The organism is Cytobacillus firmus DS1, from assembly GCF_000565285.1.
GTDB classification, from domain to species: domain Bacteria; phylum Bacillota; class Bacilli; order Bacillales; family Cytobacillaceae; genus Cytobacillus; species Cytobacillus firmus_A.
Map to the genome: position 1 here is coordinate 144,456 of NZ_APVL01000010.1, position 15,785 is coordinate 160,240.

Consider the following 15,785-nt stretch of genomic DNA (forward strand, 5'->3'; position numbering starts at 1 on the left):
TGGGCACTTCAGTAAATTCATCCGGTAATTTTCCTTCTCACCGGTACATATAAGTCAACTCTGCATTTCCCTTCTGCATCTTCAGCAGGATTATTCAGATTAAATTCAAGGTTATGTCTAGCATAATCCGGATCATAACCGCTATTTGGCAGCCATTCTCCAAACATGTACTGATAGGCATTATGCAATTTATCAGGGGTATCATAGAATGGGTAGAGAGCATAATCCCCGCCATCCAGTTTTTTGAACTTTATTTCCTTATGTTTCTCTTTATCAAATCCTTCCGGTAAGGTAACACAGGCATCGTGGCGGCAATCCTTGTTTTCCACTTGATTAGGATTATCCAAAGAGATGCCGATAAAAGATTGCTGTGGCGGGATTAAATTATTGTTGCTTGCCCAGCTAATCAGTCTTCCCCAATGATCCTGCGGCTCAAAATAACTTCCGGTACGCCTGATATGCGCTACTTCTGTTTCAGGTAAATTTTTTACAATGATCTCCATCTTAATCATCTCCCTTATTGGAAGTATTTACCCTGACTTATTTTCGCTATCTTTCTTTAAATTCCTTTTTTCTCCAACAAAAAAGCGCGCAGCTTTTTATGCTGTACGCGCCTTTATATAGCAAATGCATGGCTGCCTATTTTTTTCACAACTTCACGTGAAAAGATCCACTGGCTTGTGGCTGTTTCAGGGTTATAAAAGTAAAGAAACTCTTCGTTTTGCTCCTTATCAATAAGAGCTGTCTCGACGGCCTGAACTGCTTCAATACTTGCCGGTTCATTGATTGAACCATTTTGAACAGGTTCAAAAGCATTCTTCTGATAAATAACATCTTTGACTGTATCCGGGAATTGTTCGTGCTCGACACGATTCAGAACCACGTCAGCAACCGCTACTTTTCCTTCAAACGGCTCCCCTTTTGCTTCAGCCTGTACAAGACGGGCAAGCAGCTTTTTTTCTTCCTCTTTGATGAAGCGATGATCTGTTGATGATGACTCTTTCACGTCAACCTCAACTTTTTTATATGTTAGTGTCTCTGCAGCTTTCTGATCCACTGTCTCGGCATCGAAATGATCTGCAGGAAAAACGCTATATGAACCCATAATGAGTGAAATGGCTGCAACAAACGTTACTATATTTTTCATTTGTAAACCTCCTGTTTGTAGTTTTTAGGTAAAAACAGGCCACTTACAAGGCTAACAGGTTTACAGGGAGAACTCATTAGTGAATCTATGGGAGAATTACCAGTCAAGAAAAAAGAAAATTCAATTTTGCTCTAATAATAACTTTAGATGTATATTTGTTATAGCATGCTAAAAAAAATAAGGTTAACAGCCTGGAAATTGATTGAGGTGTTAAAATAATTGAAAGTACTTGAAACTGACAGATTAATTCTTCGCTGGTTAACAACAGATGATGCAACATTCATTCTCGAACTTTTAAATGAACCTGCTTGGATTCATTATATTGGCGATAAAGGTGTCCGGACGCTTGAGGATGCTAAGAATTATATTGTGACCGGACCCATGAAAATGTACTCCCAGCTGGGCTTTGGCCTTTTTCTAGTTGAACGAAAAGAAGGAAGCTCTCCTATTGGCATGTGCGGATTGATAAAACGAGATACTTTAGACAATGTTGATATTGGCTTTGCTTTTTTATCCAGATATCAAACGCAAGGTTATGGGTTCGAGTCAGCTTCTGCTGTACTAAAATATGGTCATGACCAGCTGAATCTGCAACGGATATTGGCCATAACATCCTTAGATAATCATGCTTCCTCAGCTCTGCTTGAAAAGATAGGCATGAAATTTGAAAGAACGATTATTTTGGATAAGGAAGAGCTTAAATTGTATTTATCGGGGTTCCGAAATTAATAAAATAGGAGAGCAAATCTGCCCCCCTAAACAAATCAGCAAACTCATTTACCCTTCACAAGCAATTCCATCACCATCACGGTCAAGCTTTCTTGAATATCCAAGATCGCCAGTTCTGATAGGAGCTGCGCCTGCAGCTTTTACAGCGTCACAGTTTTTATAGTAGACATTGGCTGCAGCTGCTTTTGCCTCAGCTTCTTCTTGTGCCTTTTGTTCAGCGAGGCGGGCAGCTTCTTCCTCTTTTGCCTTCTCCTCAGCAGCTTCTTCTTTCGCTTTTTGTTCAGCAGCAATCCGTGCAGCCTCTTGTTCTTTTTCCTTTTTTTCGGCAGCAAGGCGGGCAGCTTCCTCATCCTTTGCTTTCTGTTCAGCTGCCAAATTATCACTTTGATCGTCTTTAATTTCAGTATTTGCCTCAGCTACCTCCTGGGAGGGAATTTTTTTATTCTCAGGATCTTCATCACCAAAAATCATAGCCATTCCTATAAATAGAATTAACAAATAGGAAACAGAGGCGACACTCTTTTTCCAGAGCTTACCGCTGCGAAAACCAAGTATTTTTTGGTGCCATTTTCTCTTTTGAATTGTGAAAAAAGCTCCCTTTTCAGCTAATAGATCTGCAAACTCTTTCCCATTGGAGTTAAATGTCAGCTCTCCTCCCTCAATTGCAACAACTGTTTTAAGGGCGAAGTAATCCACAGTTACACCATTGAAGGCACCAATTGCCCACGTGTATAAAAGTTCAGCAAAACGTTCATTATTATCATATTTGTAAATATAGACTAAATCATCTACCACAATATAGTCGCCTTCTGCTTTGTCTTTTTTAAAATTCCCTTGAACAATAAATAGAGCATTAGGATGTTTCTCTTTTAATAATCGTAGACCATTAGCATTACTTCCCTGATTATCTCTTTTTAATAGAAAAGGGGTGATTACTACATTTTGCTTGCGGAATTCTTCCAATCGACCTGCATGAAGAAAATAACTGAAATCATGAGTAACCGTAGTTTCAATCCTGCGATTTGGATTTTGAACTTTTTGATTTAATATAAAGAAAAATTCATCTGTGTCATCATTCTTAGAAATATCATCCACTACAATAAGACGGCCGCCTGCAGAAAAGCTCAGCTTCCATTCATGCTTATCCTTTCCATCTTCAGCAATCCGGATATTAGTTATTGAAGAATAATTATATGAAGAATTCTCAGATCGTGAGATAAACATGATACGGGTATCCGTAAGAGCAACAATTCCATCAATTTCTTTTCCCCCACGTTTATTCAGTTCAGCCTCGATAACTTTCAATACACGTTCATTTTCACCAAGAACAGCCCATCTATCCACTTGTAAAATCTGTCGATACTTCACCTTTAGTGATTTCTGTGACAAGGTAGGATGATTTCCAATCCATTTCTCCATACTCTATTTACCCCCTATGTATACCCCAAGTTGTGATTAAATGATAAATTCCCTGGAATATGGTAACACATCTCCTGTAATATTTGTCATTGCTTCGTAATAATTTAACTAGTAATAATTCCCATGTCTATTAGTTAATTTAAAGAAGATCAAATGGACATAGATTAAAGAGGCGGCGAACCCGAGTTACATTTCACAACCAGGTTCAGAAACCTTATCTTGCAAATTTATATGTCTATCAGATATTTTTTTATTTTTTCCTTTGTCCCTTGATCCGCAAAAGAAGCTTCCACACTATTCATATATATTTGTTTATAATCCTCAGCACTCATAGCAAATTTATTTGAGACTATATCACATTCCTTTGCCATTGTTGTATCTGATACCGTTCTGTTGTCCGTATTAATTGTTACTTTTATTCCATCCCGATGGAAGTCAGAAATGGGGTGTTCACTAAATTGGTTTACCGCTTTCGTTTGCACATTGCTGGTTGGGCATATTTCAAGCACTACCTGTTTTTCCTTTACAAGCTTATATGCCTCTTCACAGTCTTTAATGAATACACCGTGTCCAATTCTTTCAGCTCCCAGCCATTCAACGGCCTCCAGCACATTTTTACCGATTCCCGTTTCACCGGCGTGAATAGTGACTCTGTAACCATATTCTCTGGCAAGCGCGATCGGTTCAATGAATTTTCCGCAGAAGCCTTCCTCTTCGGAGGCACATAAATCAATGGCGACAACCCCTCTTCCAAGGAATGCCTTTCCCTTTTCGACGACCTCAAATGCACTTTCCACACTCATCGTTCTCATGCATGACAAAATGAAATTTCCATTAATATCAAATTCTTCTTCAGCTTCTCTCATCCCTTCAATCACACTTTGGATGATTTCTTCTACGGATAATCCCTTTCGAGTATGAAGCAGAGGGGCAAAGCGGACCTCCATGTATTTCACATTTTCCTTTGCAGCATCTTCAAAAAGCTCATAGGATATTCTTTTCAAATTTTCTTTTGACTGCATAACCAAGTTAGGGATGGAGAATCTTTTTAAATATTCATCCAGGGATTCGCAATCCAACGGGGCAATTAGTTCTTCTTTGATTTTTTCTTTATCAAAAGAAGGCAGGCTGATACGTTCTCGCTTTGCGATATCAATGATGGTCTCCGGTCTGACACTCCCGTCCAAATGGCAGTGAAGTTCAATTTTAGGCATAATAGTAAAATTCATAGCTGGACCTCCTAGATTTTTTTACAAAAAAAATTCCTGATTACGAAGAAAATACAGAACATGTATCTTCTTCGTAATCAGGAATTATTGGTTCCTGGTAGAGACCTCCAAACCATATTATTGGAGTTATACGAATGAAAGTATTTCATTAGGTTTTTTAAAAGGATAATTAATATTATCTTTTTTGTCAATCACTCTCTCAAAATTTCAGCAGCTCTTCAATATGCCCTAATGCACTCTGAAGCCGACCCCTGTAATCACCGCTCAGGATTTTATAATCAATATTATGCTTTCTCAGCAGTGTTTTTAAAGCCTCGTTGTTTTGGAGTCTTACCTCATTCTCACCATGAACCCGAAGACCATCATCCACCCATTTTACATCAGGTTCCAGGTATAGCCACAGGTCATAATCCTGCAGGCTCGCAATTTCATCCAATACTGCTTGATGATCATGGTTGTAAAGGTTGGAATAGAATTGAGTCACAATTGCCTCCGTGTCAATAAAAACCACTTTGTTTGCTTTTTCAATTGCCTTGATTTCTTCAAGCTTGTGGCCGTACGCAATTTTATGGTAATCTTCCTTCACTATTATCCCTTCGCAGCCGCCTAATTCTTCGCAAACCGTCCGGCCATATTCCTCCACAAAAGAAGTATTATAGATTTGAGCAAGATTTCTCGTCAAGGTAGATTTCCCGCAGCTTTCGGTTCCCACCAAAACAACCTTTTTAACGAAATAAGGTTTAACAAAGTCAGGAATGTACTCCCAATGATGAAAGACACCTTGATTACGGATCGCTGTTGCTGATATATTCACAAGTCCCCGATGGGGATCAATCAACTCGTGTTTCGCCTCTGGATAAAGTTCATTAAAGATATCGCTATATTCATACTCTGAACTAAATACATAATCAATGTGCTTTCCAATTGCTTTTTTTATACTCCTGGCACCTTCAGCCCAATTGTAATCGTCATTTCCCTGATCGTCTTTAATGGAAATAACCTTAACATGGGGCATATCTTTTGTTAATTGACTGAGCCAGCGCAAACGGATATGAGGCGGAATATAATCCATTTTAGAATGCTGGCACAATTGCCTGTCACGCAGTTCGCTATGGGACAGCACCACGTACAGTTCATCAACTATGGATGAGGCCTGCACAATGGCATACACGTGGCCAAGATGGAGGGGGAGAAACTTGCCTCCAATAAACCCGACTGTCATTTAAACCGCCTCCTTATTCTGTTTCACATATAATTTCCGCCAGTTGATATAACCATAAATGCTGTTGACCAGGAATGCAGTCCACATGACCAGCATCGAAAAGTCATTGCCTCCCTGCGAAATGAGAGCACTCGCCCAAAGAATAATGGATAGTACATTTACGGAAATCCACAGGAGCCATTGCTCCGCAAATCTCTTCAGCATCAATATCTGAGCAGTTATAGAAAGAACATTTGTAGCTGAATCCGTCCAGACAAAATTGCCCTCTAAATATCTAAGGAAATACCCATATCCAATTGTAAGGACGAGAATGGATACTAATGTATAGAGCCAGCCCTTTGTTGTCAGACTTTTAACCTTCACATCTTCCCCTTTAACATCCCGATTTGTTTTATGCTGTCTCCACAGATAAATCCCGATAAATTGCACCGGAAAATAAAACAGGGCATTGAGCATGGCTTCTCCATAAAGACCATAACCGTAAGCAATATAAGCATAAGTTAAGGTCTGCACGATGCCAAAGTAATAGTTTGCAATCTTCCCCTTCGCCACCAGAACCACACATAACATGCCGCTTATGGATGATATGAGGCCAAGCAGTGAATCCGACCATGCAAAGAAAAGATAAATGTTAACCAACGTAAACGTGATCAGCCATATAATTTCAAACCGCGTCCAGTTCTTAAAAATCCCCATGTGAATCTCTCCCCTTTTATAATGTGCATTTTCACCCTTGCAGCTTATTTCTATATACGGACACAATCGGCTGGAAGTCATTGAATCGATAAAGCTGAGCCGGCGTTTTAGAATAGCGGTTTGATTTCTTGGGCTTTCCGTCTTCGCATACCGCTTCAATAAAAGGAAGTGTCGGTGCTTTTCTGAAAAAGGCAGCATCAGTCGAGATCGAAGGATCATCCAACATCGTCAGTAAGACCCCCTGCAGTTCAGAAAGCACAAATTCCTCAGGAAGAAAATGTTTGGCAAGTGTTGTGAGCGCCATATCTTTTTTAATAAACCAAAGTGCATCATCGATAATGGTTCGATGATCAAATGCAAAATCAAGTTCAACTGCTTCTTCAAGTGAAAATAACTCAATTTCAGATGCATCATATGTCTTTTTCCGGCTCCTTAATGCCGCTTCATTAGCAATAACATAATGTGCATTAGAGATTATCCATCCCCGCAGATCCCGGCCAGGAGAATCATAGACACCAAAATGCTTTATTTTCAATCCTTCCACTCCTGTTTCCTCAGCTAACTTTCGCTCCGCTGCCTGAAATGCAGTTTCTCCTGGCCGGACAAATCCTCCTGGAAGCGCCCACTTCCCTGCTTCCCTGTTTGGATTTCCTTCATGATCCAGCTCACTTCTTTTAATCAGCATAATCTTCAGCTCTTTTTTTGGAGGTTTATACTCTCCAACTTGTTCGGATGTGATTGTAAAAACCGCAATATCACTTGTATAACCGTCTGGTGTAATAAATTGATTCTTCAAATTGGTTCACCTCTGTTTAATTAACATTTTGTTAATTGTTAATTAAAATATATTCCATAATTTGCTTTTCGTCAAGATAGTTTTTCATTCATACGCAAAAAAAAGCTGCCCATTTAATTGAGCAGCTGAAAAAGCGAGATAATTTAGTGTATTCCTTATTTTTACTGAAAGAAAAAGGTGCTTTTCCCTCTCAGTCATGATCGGATAATCGAATGGAAAAACAACATTATTCCAATTTACAACTTCACTTCAACAGGACGAACTGACGTATCTTCTTCAGTTTTAACAGCAGGTTTCTTTGACCAATAAGTCGCCAGAATCGGACCTGAAATGTTATGCCAGGCAGCAGCCAGCACACTTGGAAGTGCTGCCAATGGGCCAAAGTGAGCGGTCGCAAGTGCAACGCCCAGACCTGAGTTCTGCATGCCGACTTCAATGGCAATCGCTCTCCGGTTTACTTCATCCTGACCAAGCACTTTTCCTGCAAAGTAGCCAAGCAGGAGTCCGAATCCATTGTGGAGCATGACGGCTGTAAAAATCAGAAGCCCAGATGCAGCAATAGTTGCTGAATTGCCCGAGACGACTGCAGCCACAATAGTGATAATCGCAGCTACCGAAATAAGCGGTAAAACAGTTAAGCTTTTTTCTACAGCCACAGGGAAGAATTTCTTGATTGCCAGACCTAGAACAATTGGAACAATGATAACCTGGACAATAGACATAAACATTGCTACTGCATCAACCGGCATCCACTGTCCCGCCAGCAGCAGGAGAAGCAGCGGTGTCATGATTGGAGCCAATAGAGTTGAAACGGAAGTCATGGCGATGGACAATGGTACATTTCCTTTGGCCAGATACACCATAACGTTAGAGGCAGTTCCCCCAGGCACACATCCGAGCAATACCAGGCCTGCTGCCAATTCTGCCGGCAAATTCAAAAGTTTCGCAATGACGAAAGCGACCAGCGGCATGATGATAAACTGCGCACAAACACCGATTAAGACAGGCAGCGGTTTCGTAAAGATGATTTTAAAATCGACTGCCTTCAGTGTTAGCCCCATTCCAAACATGACGACGCCGAGAAGGATGGTGATATAGCCCCCCAGCCCTAAAAATGGATCTGGAAACATAAAGGCAATAACCGATGTTAAGATCACCCACACGGCAAAATATTTTCCTGCAATGGTACTGACCGCTTCTAATACCTTCATATCATCACGCTCTTTCTTTTGTTTTTAAGATTTTATTTGGATTGAAAAGGTTATCTGGATCCAGGGCATGTTTTATTTTTTCCATAACCTGAAGCGCCTGACCATGTTCTTTTTGCTGATACTTCTGCTTGCCAACCCCTACACCATGCTCACCCGTGCAGGTACCGCCCCGCTCAAGAGCATAGAGGACAATTTGTTCATTGAACTTTTCTGCCTTTTCCACCTCTTCGGGGTTACTCATATCAATCATCAGGAGTGTATGGTAATTTCCGTCCCCCACATGTCCGACGATTCCTCCAGGAAGTCCCAGCATATCTACTGCTTCCCTCGCATGGCTAATAGCGCCGGAAAGTTCTGAAATCGGCAGGCAGACATCTGTAACCATCATTTTCTTCCCTGGATGGCCATGGATATATGCATAAGCAAGATTATGCCTGGCCTCCCACAAGCGATTTCTTGCTGCATTATCGGTTTCAAATTCAATATCGAGACAATGATGGTCTTCAACAATTTCTCTTGTAAAAGCTACATCCTGCTTCAAGCCGGCTTCATTGCCGTGAAACTCCAAAAAGAGTGTAGGGCTTTCGTTATAGTTCGTTTCACTGAACAAGTTCACCTGTTTCATGGATGGTTCATCGACAAGCTCCACCCTCGCAATCGGAACACCTGCCTGTAATATGGAAACAACCGCTTCAACCGCATCGTTCAATGATGGAAAAGAAGCTCTTGCCGCCATCACATGCTCCGGAATTCCATATACTCTTAAGGTCAATTCCGTAAAGCAGCCAAGCGTCCCCTCAGAGCCAACGAATAGACCATTCAAATGGTATCCCGATGAGGATTTAGCAGCTAAATTGCCTGTATGTATGATCGACCCATCAGCCAGAACCACTTCAAGATCACGTACCTGATCACGCATCACTCCATATTTAACCGATGTTGTTCCGCTCGCATTGGTTGCTGCCATTCCGCCAAGCGTAGCATCCGCTCCCGGATCAACAGAGAAAAACAGTCCATATTTTTTTAATTCCTTGTTGAGCTGCGTGCGAGTGACACCAGGCTGTACACGGACAAGAAAATCATTCTCACGTACTTCGAGGATTTTATTCATCAATGAAAAATCAATTGTAATTCCATGTTCGTACGGTATCACATGCCCCTCAAGACTGGATCCCAGTCCAAAAGGAACGATTGGCACTTTAAATTGGTTTGCCAGCTTCACAATTTCACTGACCTGCTGGGCTGTTTCTGGAAAAACCACAATATCGGGAAGACTCTCCTTATGATATGATTCATCCCTGCCATGCAATTCTCTTACTGTCTGATTTTCAGTTACCTGCTGCTCAGAAAGAGCCTCCTTTAAAGCATGTACGAGGCTCATACTAGTTGTTTCCATCCTATACTCCTTCTTTCTTCTGCTGAAAATTTGGTCAAACCAATGTTATAATTGGTCCAACAAGTTAAATTAATTATACTAACTTGTCAGAAAAATTAAATTATTTATTTTATTATTTTTTAAGGTATTGATTAATAGATTTTAGGTCTGTTACATTTAGGAAAGTAAGAGAGGCCTATTTTGAAAAGAGGGTACGGGGGATGGCGGAGAAAAAAAAGACCTATATGGTTTTAGCAAATAAATTGATAGAATGCTATTTGAGAGGAAATCTTAAACCAGGTGAACGGCTGCCTTCAGAAAGAGAATTGGCAGGACAATTCAATGTCAGCCGGACAACCATCAGAGAAGCCCTTAGAACCCTGGAACTGAACGGGCTTATTGATATCCGCCAGGGAGGCGGAAGCTACGTTAAAGTCTCTGAAGTCCAATCAAGAAAACAAGAGATCATCACAGCTGTTAAAGCAGAAAAGCCTCTGGTTTATGAAATGCTTGAGCTCAGGCGTGCATTGGAAGTCGAATCCTCCTTCCTTGCTGCCAAAAGAGCCACTTCGGCAGACCTTGAAAAGCTGCGTATCGCTTTACATAATATGACACTGTCAAAACAAGACCCAAAATTAGGGTTAAAAGCAGATCTGGACTTTCACATCGGAATTGCCGAGGCCACCCATAACTCGATTTTCATTGAATTGATCCATACCTTAAGGGGGCATATGGAAGATACTATTAAAGCTACACAGAATCATCGCTTTAAGGATCCTTCCCGGTACGAGGATACGATGGAAGAACATAAGGAAATTTATCTGGCTATTGCTTCTGGGGATGGGGATAAAGCAAAGGAATTGATGGAGTGCCATATTACGAAAATCTGGGCGGAACTGGTGGAGTCGATGATTTAATAAATTGTAGCAGGCACCATTCAGGTACCTGCTTCATCTTTTACGATCAGCTCAGTTTCCAGCTCTACTTCATCATCTAAATATTTTGTCGTGCTATACCCATAAATATCCAGTGATTTAGGAGTCACTTTCTTTCCATGTATCTTTGTACTTTGAACAGTAAAGAAGTGGCGGGGCTGTTCCATTTCTTCGTATATTTTTGGCGTAACCTTTTTCATATCGTATTCTTTTCCATTTTTATCAACAATAATTCCTTCATGATCCATCTCCATTGGAGAATCATCCCCCTCCTCAGACACTATGTTGTAATGAAGTGATTCATACGCCCGATTCTTAATTTCGTGATTGCTGAAAACAACAGTAGCAGGCGGACCCATTTCCACCTGATCTATTGAGATGGTACTGCCCGCATATTCAAAGGTTTGCGGATATTCCTTCGAAGCATTAAGGGCAATCGTTTTATTATCTACAATTGACAAATAAACACTACCGAATCGAACTTTGACTTCATCGGTTTCTTTTTCAAATAGAGGTTTAAAATGCGCCTGAAACTTGCTCCATCTCAAATCATTCTGTGCATGCACGTATGAGTTCCCGTATAAATCAGCTTCAGCTACTTTATTGTTAATTTCCAGATTTTTAAAATTGATCATATCAATCCGCTTCTCCGGCTGTTCATTGTTGAGTCCATATTGCAGAATTGTCCCTGTTGGGGCAAGGATTAGTTTATCAATCAGAACTGCTGCTCCTTCAATTTCAACTTCTTCATCCAATGCATACTCAATAGAGGGATTTTTTGTAACAGGAATGTCAAAGTTCCACTCCCCTTCTTCCGGCTCCATATTTACATATGAATCTGTGGAGTTTGGTTTTAATTTCATAACCTTATTAATATTGAGCTGAATGGTCGCTTCATTTTCTTTCAGCGGACGCAGGCTCATTTTCCCATGATAAATGTTCTTTTCCTTTTTATTAAGATCTGATTCCATATCAGGCGGAAAGTACCTCGGATAGGTATTTGCCACCATTATTTTCATTTCTTCCTCAATGAAAATGCCATCATCTATGTTAATCATATATTGATTGTTCTCATTGGTATCTTCTATCTCATAAAAAATAAGAGTTTGAATCTCATCAGCAATCACACTCTTAATCTTTATTTTAATCCCATCGTCTTCCGCTTCCAGCCCAAGCCTTTCACCCAAATCCTCCTGAAGAAAAACGCGCAGCTCCTGATTTTCTTCTGTCAATGTGTAATAGATTTTTGAAAAAATCCCGGTAAAAAAACCTGTACATATGAATAAGGCGAAGACACTTGCTGAAATAAGTCCAATTCTTTTCCATTTCTTCTTCTTCTGCTTAAGGAAATTTTCCCTTTGTGAGATTCGTTTTTTTACGTTTTCCATGAAACCTGCTGGTACGCTGAAGGTCTCAATGATTTCAGAGAAGTTCAAGATAGCTTCCTGCAGAGATGCTAAATCATCCTGGCAGTTATGGCAATGATAGATATGCATTTCAAAATCAATTTTCCGCGGCCGTTCCAGTTTTCTTTCCAGGTAATCCACGTAAAGCTTTTGGTACTCGTTGCAGCCTTGATAGTAATCTCCATTTCCCAATTCTTTTCTGAGTAATTGGAATCCTGAAAATAAAAGCTCCTTTATCTGTTCAGGTGACACTTGGAGAAGCTGTGCTGTTTCCTCCCTGGAGATTCCTTTTATATATGCTAAGACCATCACTTCTCTTTCCTGCTCTTTTAACTGTTGCAGTGCAAGAAAAATGCTTCCTCCTGAAGCTTTGAAACTATCATCAACAGAAAGCTCCCGGCAGACTTCCATAAAAATAGATAATACCCGCATTTCAAAAAATGTGCTGCTTTTAAACTTTGGCACTTCCTTGCGGACCTTCAGGATGACCCGATAAAATAACTCCTCTATCTTGTGCTGGTTCCCCAGACACGCCCAGCCGACCGCATAAAAGGATCTCTGTTGCTGTTCAAACCAGTTAATGATGGATTCTATGCCTTTTACTCTTATCGTCACTGGTAAAATGGGATTATTTTTTACTGGGATGATCAAGATCATTCTCCCCTTTATGTATGCCTAATTATTTATATACCTGGTTTTATTATAACGATTAAAGTAATATTGTTCACCAGAATTTGGATAAGAAAGTCATATTCCCTTTGACAATTTAAAAAACTCGTTTTGCAGAATTTCTGCAAAACGAGTTTTTCCACTGAAAAGCTACCTATATCCCTCAGCATTGGCAGGCTTCCCTGCCTCCTGGACCTCAGCCAAATATCTGAAAGCCTCCGGCTGAGAACCATCCAAATCATGGAAATGATACATTTTCGCCAGCTCCCCGCTTGAAAAGGATTCGCCGTTCAATCGTTTTTTATCAGGATCTTTTGCAATGGCACTAATTGCCCGTCCTATATACCTTGGTGTTTCAGATATCACAAAATGAGGCTCCTTTTCGGCGGCATCCTTCCAATTCTCTTCTGTGACCCCAAATACCTCGAGCATAATTTCTGAACGCATCCAGCCTGGTGAAACAGCAACCGCCGTGCAATCATAAGGCGAAAGTTCATGGGCCAATGCTTTGGCCATACGGATGACGGAGCTTTTGGCCAAGTCATAAAACAGAGACACCCGGTAGCGATTTTTATTATACTCTTCTGTTCCGTCTGTTACTTCGACCACTAATCCCCCTTTGTTTTTGATCAGAAGGGGAAGGGCATAATGACTTGTGATAATATGCGTATCAATCGCCAGACGAAGCATTCTCATCCCTTTTTCCAGTGAATGCTCCCAGACAGGAATGTCCCATTCAATCAAATTTTCGCCTCCCCATATATCATTAACGAGGATATCCAGCCTGCCCTGTTCTCTCTCAATTTTTTCAATCAATGACTGCACCTGATCCGGTATAAGATGATCCACTTGGACCGCTATTCCAGTTCCGCCCAGCTCGTTGACTAAATCAGCCGTTTCTTCAATGGTTTCCTTGCGCACATATTCCGATAACTGATTCCGAGTTGTACGGCCTGTAACATACACAGTCGCCCCTGCTGCACCGAGTTCCATGGCTATGCCGCGGCCAGCTCCCCGTGTTCCGCCGGCCACAAGTGCTACCTTCCCTTTTAATGATGTCATTCCGATCTGCCCCCTTTTGTGTTATATGTATACTATAATCATTAATGTTGACATCTAATGTCATATTTAAAACTTTTTTATCAGGGGTGACCAAATTGCGCGCGGACAGACTCATTGCCATAGTATTATTGCTTCAAAATAACGAAAGAATGACCACAAGGGAATTGGCTAAAGAATTAGAGGTAACGGAGCGGACCATTCACCGGGATATGGAAGCCTTAAGCACTGCAGGCATCCCTGTCCTGGCTGAACGCGGAAAATTCGGGGGCTGGAAACTGCTTGAGAACTACAGAACAAATCTTACCGGGTTAAAAGCCGCTGAAATCAAAACACTGCTTCTCTCCCCTTCCTTCGAGCACCTTGCAGACCTTGGCATCAGCAATGATTGGAAAGAAGCACGCCAGAAACTCCTGGCGGCCATTCCTGGTCCACTGAAAGAGGATGTGAAAGACATTTCCAACCGGATTCATATCGATACCAGCACGTGGAGGCAAACACCACGCGAAATGAAGTCTTTTGGAATAGTACAGCAGGCCGTTTGGGAAGAGAAAAAACTTCAGATCCAATACGAAAAGGCCGACAAACAAACGAGTGAAAGAATTGTTGAACCAATAGGACTTGTCGCTAAAGGGACCACCTGGTATCTAATAGCTGCTTCTGAAGCAAAGATAAAAACCTACCGTGTTTCAAGAATAGTTGATGCCGAGGTGATTGATGAGAATTTCAGCAGGCCGAATCAATTTGATCTCGCTGAGTATTGGCAGGAATCGAAGCGTACATTCATTAGCAGCTTGCCTAAATTTGAGGTTGAAGTGGAGGTTTCACCAGCCATTCTTCAGCGAATTAATTTTACAGGGCGATTTGTTCAGGTCCTTCACACCGATTCCCCTAAGGAAAATGGATGGATTCCTGTAAGCCTTTGCTTTGATACTGAACAAGAGGCAAGGGAGTATATTCTTGGGTTTGGGAATCAAATTAAGATCGTACGTCCAGTTCTCCTTAGGAAAAGTGTGAGGGAGATGGCTGAGGGTGTGGTTGCTTTATATAAGGAAAATGACTAGCGACTGGGTCCCATTTTCCAAAACCGAGCCTCTATGATTTCTAGGGCTCGTTTTTTTTTAAAAAAGGTGTTTTACCACTTAGAACTTAACGAATTAACTCAGAGGGGTTCAGCACCATCGCTCCCGCAAAGAAAGCCAATTACACTGTTGAATATTGCTTTATATACTATGGAAAGCGTTCACATAATTATTGATAAGTTTTTAAAATGCAAAAATTTTAATGATGCGAAATGTGGTATTATTTTCTCTGAAGGCAAACTAAACGAAAAATCGCTTCTCTAATCTTCTTAAACTCCACTATCTCCCAATTAAAACAGTGATCTGTAAATCCCTTTATCAAAATTATTTCATACTCTCTCATACTACTGTCTCAATCGTAATTTTCTATAAATATAAAAACGTGAAGGGAGTGGTATGCCATGTAAACTACCCCACAGCACCACTAAAAAAATTTAAATTTGAAGGAGGAATATTAAATGGGTCATGATATATATGGCTGGAATAAAGCAAGGGAAGAAATAGCTTATGCCCGTTTTAGCATGGGAAATCACAACGCCATACTGCTGTACGGTTTACTTGAAGCATATCCGTTCTATGCTGGAGTTAGTGGATCAGGTAAGAGTTCAATTTTCTCGTTACAACAATTTGAAAAGGCTTTGAATGAATATAAAAAACTTTTTAATACTAGTGCTTCACTGAAAGAAAGTGATTGTACATCTTGGGATCAAAAACAGATCTTGAATTTTATCCAAAAATGTTTGGCAACAGCACAGAAAGAAAAAAGTGTGGAAGTGTATTTTGGCTAGTATTTTATAAAAAGAAATAAAG

The 15,785-nt window shown here is 40.6% G+C and carries 15 protein-coding genes and 1 riboswitch; of the genes, 4 read left to right on the forward strand and 11 right to left on the reverse strand.

All coding sequences use genetic code 11. From position 1 onward, the window contains the following. Positions 1-17: 17 nt before the first annotated feature. Both PBF_RS14620 and PBF_RS14625 read right to left on the reverse strand, forming a co-directional pair. Positions 18-503: an AraC family transcriptional regulator gene (locus PBF_RS14620; RefSeq protein WP_035330620.1), complete on the reverse strand. Its 486-nt coding sequence runs from the start codon at positions 501-503 to the stop codon at positions 18-20. Positions 504-616: 113 nt separating this feature from the next. Then, positions 617-1,147, reverse strand: a complete 531-nt coding sequence (locus PBF_RS14625; protein ID WP_035330622.1) for a cell wall hydrolase — start codon at positions 1,145-1,147, stop codon at positions 617-619. 219 nt (positions 1,148-1,366) lie between these two features. On the opposite strand from PBF_RS14625, the gene PBF_RS14630 reads away from it, so the two are divergent. Next, positions 1,367-1,876: a GNAT family N-acetyltransferase gene (locus tag PBF_RS14630; protein WP_035330624.1), complete on the forward strand. Its 510-nt coding sequence runs from the start codon at positions 1,367-1,369 to the stop codon at positions 1,874-1,876. A gap of 48 nt (positions 1,877-1,924) precedes the next feature. On the opposite strand, the gene PBF_RS14635 is transcribed toward PBF_RS14630, so the two are convergent. The 7 genes from PBF_RS14635 to PBF_RS14665 all read right to left on the reverse strand — a co-directional run bounded on the left by PBF_RS14635 (position 1,925) and on the right by PBF_RS14665 (position 9,845). Then, positions 1,925-3,295 carry an excalibur calcium-binding domain-containing protein gene (locus PBF_RS14635; RefSeq protein ID WP_035330627.1) on the reverse strand — a complete coding sequence of 457 codons (1,371 nt, stop codon included), beginning with the start codon at positions 3,293-3,295 and terminating at the stop codon, positions 1,925-1,927. Positions 3,296-3,522: 227 nt separating this feature from the next. Further along, positions 3,523-4,524: an adenosine deaminase gene (gene add, locus PBF_RS14640; protein ID WP_035330629.1), complete on the reverse strand. Its 1,002-nt coding sequence runs from the start codon at positions 4,522-4,524 to the stop codon at positions 3,523-3,525. Positions 4,525-4,578: 54 nt separating this feature from the next. Next, positions 4,579-4,678: riboswitch (purine riboswitch) on the reverse strand. Positions 4,679-4,723: 45 nt separating this feature from the next. Then, positions 4,724-5,746, reverse strand: a complete 1,023-nt coding sequence (gene nadR, locus PBF_RS14645) for a multifunctional transcriptional regulator/nicotinamide-nucleotide adenylyltransferase/ribosylnicotinamide kinase NadR (RefSeq protein WP_035330630.1) — start codon at positions 5,744-5,746, stop codon at positions 4,724-4,726. After that, positions 5,747-6,442, reverse strand: a complete 696-nt coding sequence (pnuC, locus tag PBF_RS14650; RefSeq protein ID WP_035330632.1) for a nicotinamide riboside transporter PnuC — start codon at positions 6,440-6,442, stop codon at positions 5,747-5,749. A gap of 31 nt (positions 6,443-6,473) precedes the next feature. Continuing rightward, positions 6,474-7,238, reverse strand: a complete 765-nt coding sequence (locus tag PBF_RS14655; protein WP_035330634.1) for an NUDIX domain-containing protein — start codon at positions 7,236-7,238, stop codon at positions 6,474-6,476. A gap of 236 nt (positions 7,239-7,474) precedes the next feature. Further along, entirely contained in the window at positions 7,475-8,449 is a 975-nt protein-coding gene (locus PBF_RS14660; RefSeq protein ID WP_035330635.1) for a bile acid:sodium symporter family protein, read from the reverse strand. Positions 8,450-8,453: 4 nt separating this feature from the next. Beyond that, complete coding sequence (locus PBF_RS14665; protein ID WP_035330636.1) at positions 8,454-9,845, reverse strand: FAD-binding oxidoreductase; 1,392 nt, start codon at positions 9,843-9,845, stop codon at positions 8,454-8,456. 200 nt (positions 9,846-10,045) lie between these two features. Here PBF_RS14665 and PBF_RS14670 point away from each other — a divergent pair, with 200 nt between their 5' ends. After that, positions 10,046-10,741, forward strand: coding sequence for a FadR/GntR family transcriptional regulator (locus PBF_RS14670; protein ID WP_035330637.1), 696 nt, complete (start codon positions 10,046-10,048; stop codon positions 10,739-10,741). A gap of 20 nt (positions 10,742-10,761) precedes the next feature. On the opposite strand, the gene PBF_RS14675 is transcribed toward PBF_RS14670, so the two are convergent. Together PBF_RS14675 and PBF_RS14680 are read right to left on the reverse strand one after the other, a co-directional pair. Further along, a complete protein-coding gene (locus tag PBF_RS14675) occupies positions 10,762-12,822 on the reverse strand; it encodes a DUF4179 domain-containing protein (RefSeq protein WP_235192261.1) in 2,061 nt (686 codons plus the stop codon). A gap of 162 nt (positions 12,823-12,984) precedes the next feature. After that, positions 12,985-13,896, reverse strand: coding sequence for an SDR family oxidoreductase (locus PBF_RS14680; RefSeq protein WP_035330640.1), 912 nt, complete (start codon positions 13,894-13,896; stop codon positions 12,985-12,987). A gap of 95 nt (positions 13,897-13,991) precedes the next feature. On the opposite strand from PBF_RS14680, the gene PBF_RS14685 reads away from it, so the two are divergent. Then, a complete protein-coding gene (locus tag PBF_RS14685; RefSeq protein WP_035330642.1) occupies positions 13,992-14,957 on the forward strand; it encodes a helix-turn-helix transcriptional regulator in 966 nt (321 codons plus the stop codon). 476 nt (positions 14,958-15,433) lie between these two features. After that, complete coding sequence (locus tag PBF_RS14690; RefSeq protein WP_035330644.1) at positions 15,434-15,763, forward strand: hypothetical protein; 330 nt, start codon at positions 15,434-15,436, stop codon at positions 15,761-15,763. Positions 15,764-15,785 lie beyond the last annotated feature (22 nt).

What these genes read in the sequence shown, in the direction of transcription:
- PBF_RS14620 (WP_035330620.1), bottom strand. Translation starts at nt 503, where the DNA reads ATGGAGATCATTGTAAAAAATTTACCTGAAACAGAAGTAGCGCATATC.
- PBF_RS14625 (WP_035330622.1), bottom strand. Translation starts at nt 1,147, where the DNA reads ATGAAAAATATAGTAACGTTTGTTGCAGCCATTTCACTCATTATGGGT.
- PBF_RS14635 (WP_035330627.1), bottom strand. Translation starts at nt 3,295, where the DNA reads ATGGAGAAATGGATTGGAAATCATCCTACCTTGTCACAGAAATCACTA.
- add (WP_035330629.1), bottom strand. Translation starts at nt 4,524, where the DNA reads ATGAATTTTACTATTATGCCTAAAATTGAACTTCACTGCCATTTGGAC.
- nadR (WP_035330630.1), bottom strand. Translation starts at nt 5,746, where the DNA reads ATGACAGTCGGGTTTATTGGAGGCAAGTTTCTCCCCCTCCATCTTGGC.
- pnuC (WP_035330632.1), bottom strand. Translation starts at nt 6,442, where the DNA reads ATGGGGATTTTTAAGAACTGGACGCGGTTTGAAATTATATGGCTGATC.
- PBF_RS14660 (WP_035330635.1), bottom strand. Translation starts at nt 8,449, where the DNA reads ATGAAGGTATTAGAAGCGGTCAGTACCATTGCAGGAAAATATTTTGCC.
- PBF_RS14665 (WP_035330636.1), bottom strand. Translation starts at nt 9,845, where the DNA reads ATGGAAACAACTAGTATGAGCCTCGTACATGCTTTAAAGGAGGCTCTT.
- PBF_RS14670 (WP_035330637.1), top strand. Translation starts at nt 10,046, where the DNA reads ATGGCGGAGAAAAAAAAGACCTATATGGTTTTAGCAAATAAATTGATA.
- PBF_RS14675 (WP_235192261.1), bottom strand. Translation starts at nt 12,822, where the DNA reads ATGATCTTGATCATCCCAGTAAAAAATAATCCCATTTTACCAGTGACG.
- PBF_RS14680 (WP_035330640.1), bottom strand. Translation starts at nt 13,896, where the DNA reads ATGACATCATTAAAAGGGAAGGTAGCACTTGTGGCCGGCGGAACACGG.
- PBF_RS14690 (WP_035330644.1), top strand. Translation starts at nt 15,434, where the DNA reads ATGGGTCATGATATATATGGCTGGAATAAAGCAAGGGAAGAAATAGCT.